Here is a 12,570-nt window from a genome sequence, read left to right on the forward strand (position 1 = left end):
GCGGCCGACGTCCGAGCCAGGGAGCCGCTGACACTGCTCACCACGGCCTGCACATCGCCTCCCGACGGCTTCGACACGTACGTGCACATGGCATCGACCGCCGCCAGAGAGAGCTGCACCAACTCCACGACGACCGCGGTCAGCAGGAGAGCCAACGGGAGGTGGACCAGGGTCGAGCGCAACAGCAGGGACAGGTCCTGACGGACGATGGACTGCATGATCGACACGAGCAGGATCGGCAGGATGAGCAGAGCGGCCAGGCTGGCCATGTTCCGGAAGTGTTGGAGGAACCACTGCTGGTCGAGCTCGGGCCGGGTGGACGCGTTCAGGACGTCGCCGAGCAGCTTCAGCATGTCGGCCGCGCCGGTCCCGACCCACTCGCCTATGCCGTCCAGCACCTCGTTGACGCCGAAGCCGAACGCCTGGCTGACGATCCCCCCAGCGGCGACGATCACTACTGGTGCACCGCCTGTCCGGCGCTGAAGAAGAAGTTCACCAGCTCGGGAGCGGCCCCGATCAAGAGGGCGGCGAGCCCGGCGATGAGCACGGCCCGCCGTCCCACCATGGACTGTTGGAAGTTCTGCGCGTGTGCGCCGAGGGCCCACAGGGCCGCGCCCACCAGCAGGGCGGCGAGGGCGAGGCCGAGCGCCCAGGCGCCGAGCCCGTTGGTGAGGGTTGTCAGCTCAGCGATGCCCGGAAGGGCACTGCTGTCGGGGTTCATGCTCACTGCGGTCAACCACATCGGCATCGCTGTCACTCCTCCACCTCTCGCCTCGGTCGAGCAGCACCCTATCGTGTCATTTCATGTTCTTTCAAACTCACCGGAGCGCCCCCACCAGCATTTCGCCGACCGTTCATCGTCCGTTCAACTCGGGGTCGCGGTCCCGACCGGCGAGACCCGTACCCTTCCGACATGGGCTGCGGACCACCGCAGAGCCGGCCCAGGAGGTCGGCCCACAGGTGTAGCGGTGGCCGGCTGGGCTGCGGCATGTCGGTAGGTCTCGGACGGGAGTCGTCGGGCACGACACGGGAGGCCGGACGGCGGCCCTGCGGATGCCTCGTCGGGCTCCTCGCGTCACGGGCGCAGCGCGCGTTATCGCCGTCTGCGCCTTATCATCATCACGGCGCAACACGTGATCGCTCCAGTCGGTCTCACTACCGCTCTGCCGCTTGACCGCCCAGGAAGGACCATGCCGACATCGATCGAAGTGAAAGACGTCAGTGCCTGGTACGGGTCCACGCAGGCGATCAGGAACGTCTCCTGCGGCATCGACGCCAAGCGGATCACAGCTTTCATGGGCCCGTCCGGCTGCGGGAAGTCGACATTCCTCCGAACGCTGAACCGGATGCACGAGGTGATCCCCCGCGCCGGGGTGTCCGGCCACGTGCTGCTGGACGGTGAGGACATCTACGCCCCGGGTGTCGACGCCACAGGCGTCCGGCGGACGGTCGGCATGGTGTTCCAATCGCCCAACCCCTTCCCGACCATGTCCATCCGCGACAACGTCGTCGCCGGCCTTCGGCTGAACGGCCACCGCGGAAAGCAGACGCTCGACGACACGACCGAGCGCGCCCTGCGCCAGACGGGCCTCTGGGACGAGGTCCGCAAGCGTCTGGGGGATCGCGCCGGTGGGATGTCCGGCGGCCAGCAGCAGCGGCTGTGCATCGCCCGAGCGATAGCCGTGGAGCCGGCCGTGCTGCTCATGGACGAGCCCACCTCCGCCCTCGACCCGGTCTCCACCCTCATCATCGAAGAGCTCATGGTCCAGCTCAAGGACACCTACACCATCGTCATCGTGACCCACAACCTGCAGCAGGCGGCGCGGGTCAGCGACGCGACCGGGTTCTTCACCATCGACGCGGCGGGAGAGCCGGGTTACCTGGTGGAGATCGACTCCACCTCGAAGATATTCACCAGTCCGTCCGAGGAGCGCACCGAGGCATACATCACCGGTCGGTTCGGATGACGGCTGCTGACGCCGGCATCGTCGTCGTTGCCGGAGTCGTCGGCATTTCCGCAGGCTTCCTCATCGGGATGGTGGGCCGGCGAGGCCTGCGCCAACGCCTCCTGGTCATCGGTACGCGGCTCGGTGGCACGTCTCCGAACGGGGTCGGCCTGAACGGCGCCCTCACGCGCCTCGAGCATTCGGTCGACTTCGCCGCGCAGTCGACGAGCGCGGTCACCTCGGACGGCGTTCGGCTCCGACGCGCCCTCGACTCCATCCCTCAGGGGGTGGTCATCAGCGACGAGCACGGCAAGGTCGTGTTTCGCAACTCCCGGGCGACCAAGGTCATCGGGACCAGGCACGGCGACGCCCTCGCCGCCCAGGCGGTGGAAGATCTCCTCGCCGAGTCGTGGGGCGGAGCCCCGGCAGAACGCACGCTCGAGCTCTATGGCCCACCCCGGCGCACCCTCATGATGCGCAGCGAGGTGATCGAGAACGGCAACGACAACGGCAACCGTCCGCTCGGCATCGTGGCCGTACTCGACGACGTGTCCGACCGCCGCCGCCTCGAGGCCGTCCGCCGCGATTTCGTGGCCAACGTCAGCCACGAGCTGAAGACACCGGTGGGGGCCCTCAGCCTGCTGGCCGAGACGTTGCTGGCCGAGCACGACCCCGAGGTGTCCCAGCGCCTCGCTGGGCGGATCCAGTTCGAGTCCCTCCGGGTGAACCGGATCATCGAGGATCTGCTCGATCTGAGCCGCATCGAAGCCGAGGAGCACCCTCCGCGGGAGCCGCTGCTCGCCAGCCTGATCATGGCCGAGGCCGTCGAGCGGGTGCGATCGGCGGCAGAGCAGCGGAACGTCAAGCTCCTCGTCGACGAGCCGGAGCCTCCGGTCACGCTGATGGGGGATCGCCGGCAGCTGGTGGCCGCCCTGAACAGCCTCCTGGAGAACGCCGTCAAGTACTCCGACGAGGGGTCGAGCGTCGAGGTGTTCGGCCACGCCAACGGAGGCTGGGTGGAGCTCGTCGTGCGCGACCAGGGGATCGGGATCCCTTCCCGAGATCTCGAGCGCATCTTCGAGCGCTTCTACCGGGTCGACCACGGCCGCAGCCGACAGACAGGAGGCACGGGTTTGGGACTGTCGATCGTCCGCCACGTGGCCAACAACCATCAGGGCCTCGTGCACGTGGACTCCCGCGAGGGCGAGGGCTCGACCTTCACCCTGCGCCTACCCGCCGCGGAGGTGCCCGTCCGATGACCGAGTCGCAGGCCAACGTGCTCATCGCCGAGGACGAGGACTCCTTCGTCGACGCCCTGGTGCTCGGCCTCCGCCGAGAGGGCTTCCTCACCACGATCGCCCACGACGGTGTCGAGGCGCTGACGCTGTTCGATGCCGTCCAGCCCGACCTCGTGCTCCTCGACGTGATGCTGCCCAAGCTGTCCGGCCTCGACGTGTGCCGGGACATCCGGGCCCGGTCGTCGGTGCCGATCATCATGGTGACGGCCAAGGGAACCGAGCTCGACACGGTGGTGGGGCTGGAGGTGGGCGCTGACGACTACGTGTCCAAGCCCTACCGGCTGCGGGAGCTGGTGGCTCGGATGCGGGCGGCTCTGCGTCGGGCCCCGCGAGACGAGGAGGACACGGCGGCGACCCCCGAGGTGCTCCAGATCGGAGAGGTGCGCCTCGACCCCGGTCGCCACGAGGTGATGGTGCGCTCGAGCGACGTCACCCTGCCGCTCAAGGAGTTCGAGCTGCTGGAGTTGCTCCTGGCCAACGCCGGTCGGGTCCTCACCCGTGACACGCTGATCGACCGGATCTGGGGGCCGCACTACGTGGGGGATACCAAGACCCTCGACGTCCACATCAAGCGGCTGAGGGCCAAGATCGAGGAGGACCCGTCCAACCCCACGCTGATCACGACGATCCGCGGCCTCGGCTACCGCTTCGAGGCCGGGCGGCGGAGCTGACACGAGGGAGGCGAGCTAGCTGTGACCGAGACCCGCAAGGCATTTCACGAAGAGCTGGACGAGGTACGCAACGACGTCACCCGGCTGGGGGCGATGGTCCTCGAGTCGATCCAGGGAGCAACCGTCGCGCTGCTCGAACGGGACCTGGGCGCTGGTGAGCAGGTGCTGCGGGTAGGTCGCGACATCGACGCCCTCCGGAACAAGATCGAGGAGCGTGTCTTCTACCTGCTCGCCCAGCAGCAACCGCTGGCCGTCGACCTGCGCATGCTGGTCAGCATCCTGCGGGTGATCCACGAGCTCGAGCTGTCCGGCCACCTCATGGTGAACGCGACCAGGGCCTCTCGTCGCCTCTATCCTCAGGAGCTGGAGCCCAAGGTGAGAGGCATCATCGACCGGATGCGTGAGCAGGCGACGCTGCAGCTCCAGGTGGCCATGGACGCCTTCGCCGATCTCGACGTCACGCGCGGCGCGGCGCTCGGGGACATGAACGGAGTCATGGATGATCTCCAGAAGGATCTGTTCCGGGCCATCCTGAGCACCAGCAAGACCGACGAACCAGCCTTGCAGGAGGCCGTGCAGATGGCGTTGGTGGGGCGCTTCTTCGAGCGGACGGCCGACCACGCCGTCACCATCGGGGAGCGGGTCACCTTCATGGTGACCGGAGAGATGCCCCTGGCTGATTCGATGCCCGCGTCCCTGGATTGAGCGACGCTAGCGTGGCGATCGACTGTGGACACCGTCCGACGCGACCAGCTCGTCGCCATGATCCGCGAGCACGGAGAGCGGGTCACCTCGGCCAGGCGGGCCCTCGTCACCGCCCTGGTGCAGGCGAGGGGGCACATGACGGCCGACGACCTGGCCGCCCTGGTGCAGAAGGCGCAGCCGGACGTCCATCTGTCGACGATCTACCGTAGCCTCGACGCTCTCGAGCGCATCGGTGTGGTCGACCACGTGCACCTCGGCCACGGCCGCGCCGTCTACCACCTGGCCGACGAGCCCCACCAGCATCTGGTGTGCGAGGTGTGTGGGGCCGTCGTCGAGGTGCCCGACGCCACCTTCGCCGAGCTGAGCGACACCCTCCGACGACGCTACGGGTTCACCATCCGGCCGAACCACTTCGCCGTGCTCGGACGCTGCCGAGCCTGCAGGGCGGGGCGGGACTAGGGCCGTCGGGCGGGGATCTCGGCGGCTCCCCCGAGGTAGGGGCGCAGACACTCGGGAAGGCGGATCGATCCGTCCTCCTGGCGACCCGTCTCGACGAGCGCCGCCCATGGGCGACCCGGCGCAAGGGCTGAGCCGTTCAACGTGTGCACGAAAGCCGGCCCCGATCCGTCCGCGGGCCGGTAGCGGATGTTCGCCCGCCGAGCCTGGTAGTCGCCGCACCACGACACCGACGACACCTCGAGCCACTGGTCCGTGCCCGGCGCGTAGACCTCCAGGTCGAAGGTCCGCGCCGATGCCTGGCCCAGGTCGCCCGCGCACAGGTCGACGACGCGGTAGGCGAGGCCGAGCTCCTGGAGCAGGCCCTCGGCCCGGCCAACGATCTCGCCGAACATCTCCTCCGCCTGACCGGGCGTCGTATACGCGAAGAGCTCGACCTTGTCGAACTCGTGGACCCGGATGACGCCACGGGTGTCCCGCCCCGCGGCCCCGGCCTCCCGGCGAAAACACGACGTCCCAGCAGTCATCCGCACTGGCAGCTCAGCTTCGGTGAGGATCTCGCCGCGTCGCAACGACGCCAGAGGCACCTCGGAGGTCGGGATGGCCCATAGGTCGTCGCGCTCGATGTGATACGCGTCGTCGGCGAACTTGGGCAGATGGCCCGTCGACACGATGGTCTCGGTCCGGACGAGGGTCGGAGGACGGATCTCCTCGAAGGCGTCGGCGTGGCGATCGAGGGCGAGCGAGCTCATGGCCCGCAGCAGCCTGGCCCCCATGCCCCGGTAGACGGGGAACATCGACCCCGACAGCTTGGACCCCCGCTCCAGATCCAGCAGGCCGAGCTCGGCACCGATCTCCCAGTGGGGCACGCGCTGATGGGGCTGATACTCCAAGGCGTCGGGAGGCCCCGAGCGACCCTCGGCTGCGACCCCGGGGGACCACCAGCGCACGACCACGTTGTCGGCGGGCGAGCTGCCGTCGGGGGCTGCCGGATCGGGAAGGTTCGGGATCTCGAGGAGGAGCTGCCGCCGCTCGGTGTCGAGGGCGGCCAGCTCCGCGTCGACGGCCCGCTCCTCGGGCCCGAGCGATCGGCTCTGGCCCGCCAGATCCTGGGCCCGCGCCGTGTCTCCCGCCCGTCGGGCCTCGCCCACCTCCCGGGACAGATCCTTGATGCGCCGGCGGATCTCGTCCCGCCGGGCGGTCTCCTCCCGCCATCTGGCGTCCGACGCCAGGAGGCGGTCGAGGTCCGAGTCGACGCCGCGCCGGGCCAGCGCCGCCCGCACCCGATCCGGCTCGCGGCGCACGAGCTGAATGTCGATCATGGTGGGGGGAACGGTAGCGTGCTGGCCTGATGCCAGCCGCCATCGACGTGAGAGATCTCGTCGTGCGCTACGGCCTGGTGAATGCGGTCGACGGTCTGAGCCTCACCTGCAACAGAGGTGAGGTGCTCGCCCTCCTCGGGCCCAACGGCGCCGGCAAGACCACGACGGTCGAGACGCTCGAGGGGTACCGACGGCCGACGACCGGCGCGGTCAGGGTGCTGGGCCTCGACCCCATCGCCGACCGACGGCAGCTGGCGCCGCAGATCGGGGTCATGCTCCAGCGCGGCGGCGTCTACCCGGCGATGAGTCCCCGCGAGGCCGTGCGGCTGTTCGCCGCCTACTACAACGATCCGGAAGACCCCGACGCCCTCGTCGAACGGGTGGCGCTTCGGGACGTGGAGCGGAGCCCGTGGCGACGCTTGTCCGGGGGCGAGCAGCAACGGCTTTCGCTGGCACTGGCCCTCGTGGGCCGGCCCCGCGCCGCCTTCCTGGACGAGCCCACGGCGGGGGTCGACCCGGCCGGCCGGCTGGCCATTCGCCAGGCCGTGGCGGACCTTCGCGACCGAGGCGCCGCCGTCCTCCTCACCACCCACGAGATGGAAGAGGCCGAGCGGCTGGCCGATCGCATCGTCATCATCGACCGCGGCGTCGTCGTGGCCACCGGAAGCCCGGCCGAGCTCATGACGGCGGGGGCCAGCCGCGAGATCCGCTTCGGCGCTCCTCCCGGTCTGGCGGTGGGCGATCTCGGCGCGTCGCTTGGTGCCATCGTCACCGAGGACCAGCCGGGCGAGTACCGCGTCGACACCGAGGCGACACCCGCGGCCGTCGCCGCCCTCACCGCCTGGCTGGCCGCCCACGACCTGCCGCTGGCCGATCTGCGGGCCGGCCGTCAGCGCCTCGAGGATGTCTTCCTGCGGCTGACGGCGCCGTCTCCCAAGGGCAGCGGCTGATGCGCGCCTACGCCGCCCAGACCCGGGCCGAGATAGTGATGACGCTGCGGCGGGGCGACGCCGTGCTCCTCACTCTCGGCATCCCCGTCCTGCTCCTGGTCTTCTTCTCTCTGGTGGACGTTCTCCCGACGACGACCAAGGATCCGATCACGTTCCTGGCCCCCGGGATCCTGGCCCTCGGGGTGATGTCGACGGCGATGGTGAGCCTCGGGATCGCCACCGGTTTCGAGCGGGGCTACGGCGTGCTGAAGCGCCTCGGCACCACGCCGCTCGGCCGGCCGGCGCTGCTGGCCGCCAAGATCACGGCGATCCTGGCGGTCGAGCTCGTGCAGGTGGCGGTGCTCGTGCCCGTCGCCCTGGGTCTCGGCTGGGACCCCCACGGCGACGTGCTGGCGGGCATCGGCGCCTTCCTCGCAGCCACCGTCGCCTTTGCCGGGCTCGGCCTCCTCATGGCCGGCGCCCTCCGGCCCGAGGTCACCCTCGCCGCGGCCAACGGGCTGTACCTGGTGCTGCTGCTGCTGGGGGGGATGATCGTGCCGCTGTCGAAGCTTCCGGGCGGGCTGGCGGACGCCGCCCGTCTGCTGCCCGCCGCAGCCCTGTCGGAGTCGCTCTTCCACACCCTGGGAGTTGGCGGCGCCGTCCCCCTCGAGGCCTGGCTCGTCCTGCTGGTCTGGGGCGTGGCCGCCCCGGTGGCGGCGGGGCTGACCTTCCGCTGGGAATGAGGCGCGTCTAGCCGGAACGCCCGGTCAGGGCCTTCAGCCGCTCGTTGAGCACCTTTGGGCTGAGCTGACCCAGGACCGTGGCGCTGATGTTCCCCTTGGCGTCGATGAACACCGTCGACGGCAGACCCCGCAGGTGGTAGAGGTTGTCAGCCACCTTGTAGTCGGGGTCGACCCCGAGGGGATAGCTCACACCGCTCGACCGCACCAGATCGAGGGCGGCCGGTGTCGAGTCGGACACATCGATACCGAGGAAGGCCACGTTCCCGCCCACCCGTCGCTGGGCCGCGGAGAGCGTCGGCAGCTCGTCCCGGCACGGCGGGCACCACGCGGCGAAGAAGTTCATCACCACGGGCCGGCCCCGAAAGTCGCTCAGGCTGACCGACGACCCGGCCTGGCCGAGGCGGGCGACCGAGAACCCCGGCGCCGCGCCCGGTTGCGCAGCTCGACCGCTGGTGAGGATGGCACCGACCACGGCCACCAACACGATCAGGGCAAAGGCGAGCGCCCGCCACCGCCAGGATCGCAACCATCCTGGCCCCCGCTTCGGAGCCCCTCCGCGCTCCGCTGCGGGCTCGGCCGCGGCCTCCGCGATCCCCACGCTCAGCGGTGGCGCACCAGCTCGTCCACGGCCATGGCGGAGAAGAGCAGCGTCACATAGGAGATCGAGTAGCCGAACAGACGCATGGCCGACGCCCCTGTGCCCTCGCGCAAGAGGCGCACCGCATAGGCGACGAACACACCGCCGAGCACGACCGCGGCGACGAGGTAGATCGCCCCCATGCCCGCGATCGGCGCGAAGGCGATGGACACGACCCAGAGCGCCACCGTGTAGCCGAGGATCTGTCGGGCCGTCCGGGTGAACGATGTGACCACCGGGAGCATCGGGACCTCGGCCGCCGCGTAGTCGTCGCGGTAGCGGATGGCGAGCGCCCAGAAGTGCGGCGGGGTCCAGACGAAGATCACCACGAAGAGCACCAGGGGCGCCCACGCGAGGCGACCGGTGACCGCTGACCACCCGACCAGCGTCGGCACGGCTCCAGCTGCGCCACCGATGACGATGTTCTGGGTCGAGGTCCGCTTCAGCCAGATGCTGTAGACGAAGACGTAGAACAGCGTCGCGCTCAGGGCCAGCACGGCACTGAGCAGGTTGACGAACGTCCACAGATCGGCGAACGCCACCAACTCGAGGCCCGCGGCGAAGACCAGCGCGGCACGGGGAGTCACGATCCCCGTCACGAGGGGCCGGTTCCGAGTGCGGCGCATCACCCGGTCGATGTCGCGGTCGACGTACATGTTGGCGGCGTTGGCACCGCCCGCGGCCAGGGCGCCGCCGACGAGGGTCGTCAGGACGAGCCAGCCCGACGGCAGCCCCCGCGCCGCCACGACCATGGTGGGCACGGTCGTGACCAGGAGCAGCTCGATGATCCTCGGCTTGGTGAGAGCGAGATAGCCCCGGAGACGGGCGAGAGGAGCTGCGGGAGCGACGGTCGCCATCGGGGCCGACAATACGACGGCGCCGTCGTCTGCTCAAAAATGGTCCCGCGGCGGTCCGGGGGCCGCCCACCCCCGTCCCGATGTGTTCGGTCGGGGGACGCAGCCCTAGCATCGCGGCCAGTGTCGGGCACCCTCCGCACCCTCCGCACCCTCGCTGACGCTCGCTGGCGCCTCACGCCTGGCGCCTATCGCCGCGTCACCCTGGCCGCGGTGATCGCGCTGTCGCTCATCGTCGTGACCGGGGGCGCCGTCCGCCTGACGGGCTCCGGACTGGGTTGCCCCGACTGGCCGACCTGCACCGGCCACCGCATCGTGGCGGCGTGGAGCCTCCACCCGATGATCGAGTTCACCAACCGGGTCATCACTGTGGCCGTCACGGCCGCCGTGGTGGCTGCGGTGCTCGGCGCCCTGGTGCGCCGGCCAAGGCGACGCGACCTGGTGTGGCTGTCGAGCGGGCTCGTCGCCGGGGTCCTCGCCCAGATCGTGCTGGGCGGCCTCACGGTGCTGTACAAGCTGGACCCTCCGTGGGTGATGGGGCACTTCGTGCTCTCCTTCGCCGTGCTGGCCGATGCCGTGGTGCTCCACTACCGGGCTGGTCGACCCGACACGCCGGCCCGGCCCGTCGTCAGCCGCGACCTGGTCAGGCTGGGGCGCCTCGTCCTGGCCACGGTGGGCGTCGTGGTGATCCTGGGAACTGCGGTGACAGGAAGCGGTCCCCACAGCGGCGACATACACGCCAAGCGCCTGCCATTCCACTTCCAGGGTGTCGCCGAGCTCCACTCCAGCGTCGTCATGGTGCTGGTGGGCCTCACCATCGCCAGCCTGTTCGCCCTTCACCACGCCCACGCCCCGGCGGATGTCCAGCGCCGGGCGAGGATCGTCCTCGGGGTGATCGCCGCCCAGGCCGCCATCGGCTACACCCAGTACTTCACCCGGGTGCCCGCCGCCCTGGTCGCCGTGCACCTGGCTGGGGCCACCGTGTTGTGGATCGCCGTGCTCCGCTACAACCTCGGGCTCTTCGTGCACCCGGCCCCGGAGGGGCGCCCGCTCGACGAGCAGGTCGTCCCGGGGGACCTCGCCCAGGACGTCCTGGCAGGGGCCTGACCAGCCGTCTCGCGTCGGTCAGCCGCGTCTGGGGATTCCCTGTCGCCCGCCGAGAGGGCAGAATTTGGGCATGGCGAGAGCGGCGAGAGGGGCGGGCGCAGCCGGCACCGCTGGCGCCGCCGGCGTGGCCACCGCGGTGCCGGACACGCTTCCGGCCGAGGTCGAGCAGCCCGTCGAGGACGAGAGCGTCAAGCCCGACCGGCCGTGGATCGTCATCGTATGGAACGACCCGATCAACCTCATGTCCTATGTCACCTTCGTCCTCCAGAAGCTGTTCGGCTACAGCAAGGCCAAGGCCACCAAGCTGATGCTGGACGTGCACCAGAAGGGCCGGGCGATCGTCTCGAGCGGCTCGCGCGAACGCGCCGAGCTGGACGTGTTCCGTCTCCACGAGCACGGGCTGTGGGCGACGATGGAGCACGATCAGTGAGGTCGGAGTGAAGCTCGGCCGGCGCCTTCGACGCACCAAGGCCGGCAACTACCAGCTGCGACTGTCGAAGGCGGAACGGGATCTGCTGCGGTCACTGCCCGGGCAGGTGCGGGACCTGATCGACTCGTCGGATCCCGCCGACCCGAGCGTGCGCCGTCTCTTTCCGCCGGCGTACCGCGACGAGGACAAGGCCGAGGCCGAGTACCAGAGCCTGATGCACGACGAGCTCCTCGAGCACCATCGCCAGGCCCTGATCGTCATGGAGGAGACCATCGACGCCGACCGCCTCGAGGAGGAGCAGGTCGTCAGCTGGCTGGCGGCGCTCAACGAGGTGCGCCTCGTGCTGGGCACCAACCTCGAGGTGGACGAAGGCCAGGAGCCCGTGAGCCCGAGCGATCCCCGGGCCCCCGGGCTCGCCCTGTACGCCTACCTCAGCTGGCTCGAGGAGCAGGTGGTCGAGGCGCTGTCGACGTCGCTCTAGGACCGAGGTCCTCAGACGGTCGACGGGTAGTAGATCGCCCCTGCCGAGCCGGGACCCGTGTGGGCGCCCACGCTGGGGCCGATCCGGTAGCGGACGACCTCCAGCACCTCCGGGGCGTCCACCAGTGGCTCTTCCAGCGCGTGCCACAAGGGGGCCGCCCCGGCGTCGGCGATCCCCAGGCCGACGCGCAAGTCGGTGCCGGCGCCGAGGACGCTCGTGGCCATGACCCGTGCCGCGTCCTCCATGGTGGCGACCTCGCCCACCGGCACCATCCGCCCCTCGGCCAGCGTGAGCACCGGGATGGCGGTGACGCCGCCGGACGGAGACTCCCTCAGCCGTCCCCCGCTGCGGGCCAGCTCCAGGGCCCCGACCACGAACACGTTCCCTGTACGCGCCGCCACCGCCTCGGCCACCAACGCCGCCGCCTCGGCGTCGGCGCCCTTGGCCAGCGCCTCGGCAGCCTCCCAGACACAGCATCCGATGGCGAAGGACGCCGAACCGCTGTCGACGAGCCGCACCGGGACGCCGGCGCCCCTGGAAGCCACCAGTGCGGCATCGAGTGTGCTCGACACAGTCGAGCCGATGTGGATCGAGATGATCTCGGTGGCACCGCGAGCCACCAGCGCCTCGTAGGCGAGCAGGAACCTACCGGGCGAGGGAGCCGCGGTCGCCACCTGCGTCACGCCCTGCTCGAAGCGGGCGTAGAACCCGTCCGCGTCCAGGTCCACCCCCTCCAGGAAGTCGTGACCATCGAGAGTCACCGTCAGAGGTACGACCTCCACCCCATAGCGCTCCACCAGCTCGGCCGGCAGCTGGGCGTTGGAATCGGTGCACAGCCCGATCAATCTCGCTCCCCCTTCGGCGCGACGGCGGGCGCGGTGGCGAACCGGTACAGGATGACGGCGCTGCTGGCCCCGGCGGCCAGCGGCAGGGCAGCGGTCGGCCGGGGACCCCACAGGTTGGGCCATCCCGTCCGCCACCACAGGACGGC

16 protein-coding genes are annotated in these 12,570 nt (G+C 70.2%); 10 read left to right on the forward strand and 6 right to left on the reverse strand.

Annotation, left to right across the window (positions count from 1 at the left end):
* Both VGF64_08405 and VGF64_08410 read right to left on the reverse strand, forming a co-directional pair.
* A partial coding sequence (locus tag VGF64_08405; protein ID HEY1634764.1) for a hypothetical protein occupies nt 1-455 on the reverse strand: 455 nt, incomplete at its 3' end.
* Nucleotides 455-748, reverse strand: a complete 294-nt coding sequence (locus tag VGF64_08410) for a DUF6112 family protein (protein ID HEY1634765.1) — start codon at nt 746-748, stop codon at nt 455-457. The genes VGF64_08405 and VGF64_08410, both read right to left, overlap by 1 nt.
* A 442-nt stretch (nt 749-1,190) precedes the next feature.
* Between VGF64_08410 and pstB the strand changes: the two genes are divergently transcribed.
* From pstB to VGF64_08435, 5 genes are read left to right on the forward strand one after another with little or no spacing between them, the layout of a single operon-like run.
* Nucleotides 1,191-1,967, forward strand: coding sequence for a phosphate ABC transporter ATP-binding protein PstB (gene pstB, locus VGF64_08415; protein HEY1634766.1), 777 nt, complete (start codon nt 1,191-1,193; stop codon nt 1,965-1,967).
* On the forward strand, nt 1,964-3,205 hold the full coding sequence (locus tag VGF64_08420) for an ATP-binding protein (GenBank protein ID HEY1634767.1): 1,242 nt from the start codon (nt 1,964-1,966) through the stop codon (nt 3,203-3,205). Before pstB ends, VGF64_08420 begins: the two co-directional genes overlap by 4 nt.
* Nucleotides 3,202-3,915, forward strand: a complete 714-nt coding sequence (locus VGF64_08425; protein ID HEY1634768.1) for a response regulator transcription factor — start codon at nt 3,202-3,204, stop codon at nt 3,913-3,915. Before VGF64_08420 ends, VGF64_08425 begins: the two co-directional genes overlap by 4 nt.
* 21 nt (nt 3,916-3,936) lie before the next feature.
* Nucleotides 3,937-4,620 carry a phosphate signaling complex protein PhoU gene (gene phoU / locus VGF64_08430; protein ID HEY1634769.1) on the forward strand — a complete coding sequence of 228 codons (684 nt, stop codon included), beginning with the start codon at nt 3,937-3,939 and terminating at the stop codon, nt 4,618-4,620.
* A gap of 24 nt (nt 4,621-4,644) precedes the next feature.
* Complete coding sequence (locus VGF64_08435; GenBank protein HEY1634770.1) at nt 4,645-5,079, forward strand: Fur family transcriptional regulator; 435 nt, start codon at nt 4,645-4,647, stop codon at nt 5,077-5,079.
* On the opposite strand, the gene serS is transcribed toward VGF64_08435, so the two are convergent.
* Nucleotides 5,076-6,398, reverse strand: a complete 1,323-nt coding sequence (gene serS / locus VGF64_08440; GenBank protein HEY1634771.1) for a serine--tRNA ligase — start codon at nt 6,396-6,398, stop codon at nt 5,076-5,078. The genes VGF64_08435 and serS overlap by 4 nt on opposite strands.
* A 29-nt stretch (nt 6,399-6,427) precedes the next feature.
* Between serS and VGF64_08445 the strand changes: the two genes are divergently transcribed.
* Nucleotides 6,428-7,348 carry an ABC transporter ATP-binding protein gene (locus VGF64_08445; GenBank protein ID HEY1634772.1) on the forward strand — a complete coding sequence of 307 codons (921 nt, stop codon included), beginning with the start codon at nt 6,428-6,430 and terminating at the stop codon, nt 7,346-7,348.
* Complete coding sequence (locus tag VGF64_08450; GenBank protein ID HEY1634773.1) at nt 7,348-8,070, forward strand: ABC transporter permease; 723 nt, start codon at nt 7,348-7,350, stop codon at nt 8,068-8,070. The genes VGF64_08445 and VGF64_08450 overlap by 1 nt, the downstream gene beginning before the upstream one ends.
* A gap of 7 nt (nt 8,071-8,077) precedes the next feature.
* Here VGF64_08450 and VGF64_08455 read toward each other — a convergent pair whose 3' ends face one another.
* Both VGF64_08455 and VGF64_08460 read right to left on the reverse strand, forming a co-directional pair.
* A complete protein-coding gene (locus tag VGF64_08455; GenBank protein ID HEY1634774.1) occupies nt 8,078-8,596 on the reverse strand; it encodes a TlpA disulfide reductase family protein in 519 nt (172 codons plus the stop codon).
* A gap of 74 nt (nt 8,597-8,670) precedes the next feature.
* Entirely contained in the window at nt 8,671-9,564 is an 894-nt protein-coding gene (locus VGF64_08460; protein ID HEY1634775.1) for a heme o synthase, read from the reverse strand.
* Nucleotides 9,565-9,684: 120 nt separating this feature from the next.
* Between VGF64_08460 and VGF64_08465 the strand changes: the two genes are divergently transcribed.
* From VGF64_08465 to VGF64_08475, 3 genes are all read left to right on the forward strand, one after another.
* The gene (locus tag VGF64_08465) at nt 9,685-10,668 is read left to right on the forward strand and encodes a COX15/CtaA family protein (GenBank protein ID HEY1634776.1); all 984 of its coding nucleotides are present in this window, start codon (nt 9,685-9,687) and stop codon (nt 10,666-10,668) included.
* 70 nt (nt 10,669-10,738) lie between these two features.
* Nucleotides 10,739-11,098 (forward strand): ATP-dependent Clp protease adapter ClpS, encoded by a 360-nt coding sequence (clpS, locus tag VGF64_08470; protein ID HEY1634777.1) that lies wholly within the window; start codon nt 10,739-10,741, stop codon nt 11,096-11,098.
* 7 nt (nt 11,099-11,105) lie between these two features.
* Nucleotides 11,106-11,579, forward strand: coding sequence for a DUF2017 family protein (locus tag VGF64_08475; GenBank protein HEY1634778.1), 474 nt, complete (start codon nt 11,106-11,108; stop codon nt 11,577-11,579).
* 11 nt (nt 11,580-11,590) lie between these two features.
* Here VGF64_08475 and VGF64_08480 read toward each other — a convergent pair whose 3' ends face one another.
* On the reverse strand, nt 11,591-12,424 hold the full coding sequence (locus VGF64_08480; GenBank protein HEY1634779.1) for a DegV family protein: 834 nt from the start codon (nt 12,422-12,424) through the stop codon (nt 11,591-11,593).
* Nucleotides 12,425-12,570 lie beyond the last annotated feature (146 nt).

This window comes from Acidimicrobiales bacterium (assembly GCA_036491125.1).
In the GTDB taxonomy this organism is placed as follows: Bacteria; Actinomycetota; Acidimicrobiia; order Acidimicrobiales; family AC-9; genus AC-9.

Coding starts and splice junctions, on each gene's coding strand:
- VGF64_08460 (HEY1634775.1), bottom strand. CDS start 9,564: ATGGCGACCGTCGCTCCCGCAGCTCCTCTCGCCCGTCTCCGGGGCTAT.
- VGF64_08410 (HEY1634765.1), bottom strand. CDS start 748: ATGCCGATGTGGTTGACCGCAGTGAGCATGAACCCCGACAGCAGTGCC.
- VGF64_08420 (HEY1634767.1), top strand. CDS start 1,964: ATGACGGCTGCTGACGCCGGCATCGTCGTCGTTGCCGGAGTCGTCGGC.
- VGF64_08445 (HEY1634772.1), top strand. CDS start 6,428: ATGCCAGCCGCCATCGACGTGAGAGATCTCGTCGTGCGCTACGGCCTG.
- VGF64_08425 (HEY1634768.1), top strand. CDS start 3,202: ATGACCGAGTCGCAGGCCAACGTGCTCATCGCCGAGGACGAGGACTCC.
- VGF64_08450 (HEY1634773.1), top strand. CDS start 7,348: ATGCGCGCCTACGCCGCCCAGACCCGGGCCGAGATAGTGATGACGCTG.
- clpS (HEY1634777.1), top strand. CDS start 10,739: ATGGCGAGAGCGGCGAGAGGGGCGGGCGCAGCCGGCACCGCTGGCGCC.
- serS (HEY1634771.1), bottom strand. CDS start 6,398: ATGATCGACATTCAGCTCGTGCGCCGCGAGCCGGATCGGGTGCGGGCG.
- pstB (HEY1634766.1), top strand. CDS start 1,191: ATGCCGACATCGATCGAAGTGAAAGACGTCAGTGCCTGGTACGGGTCC.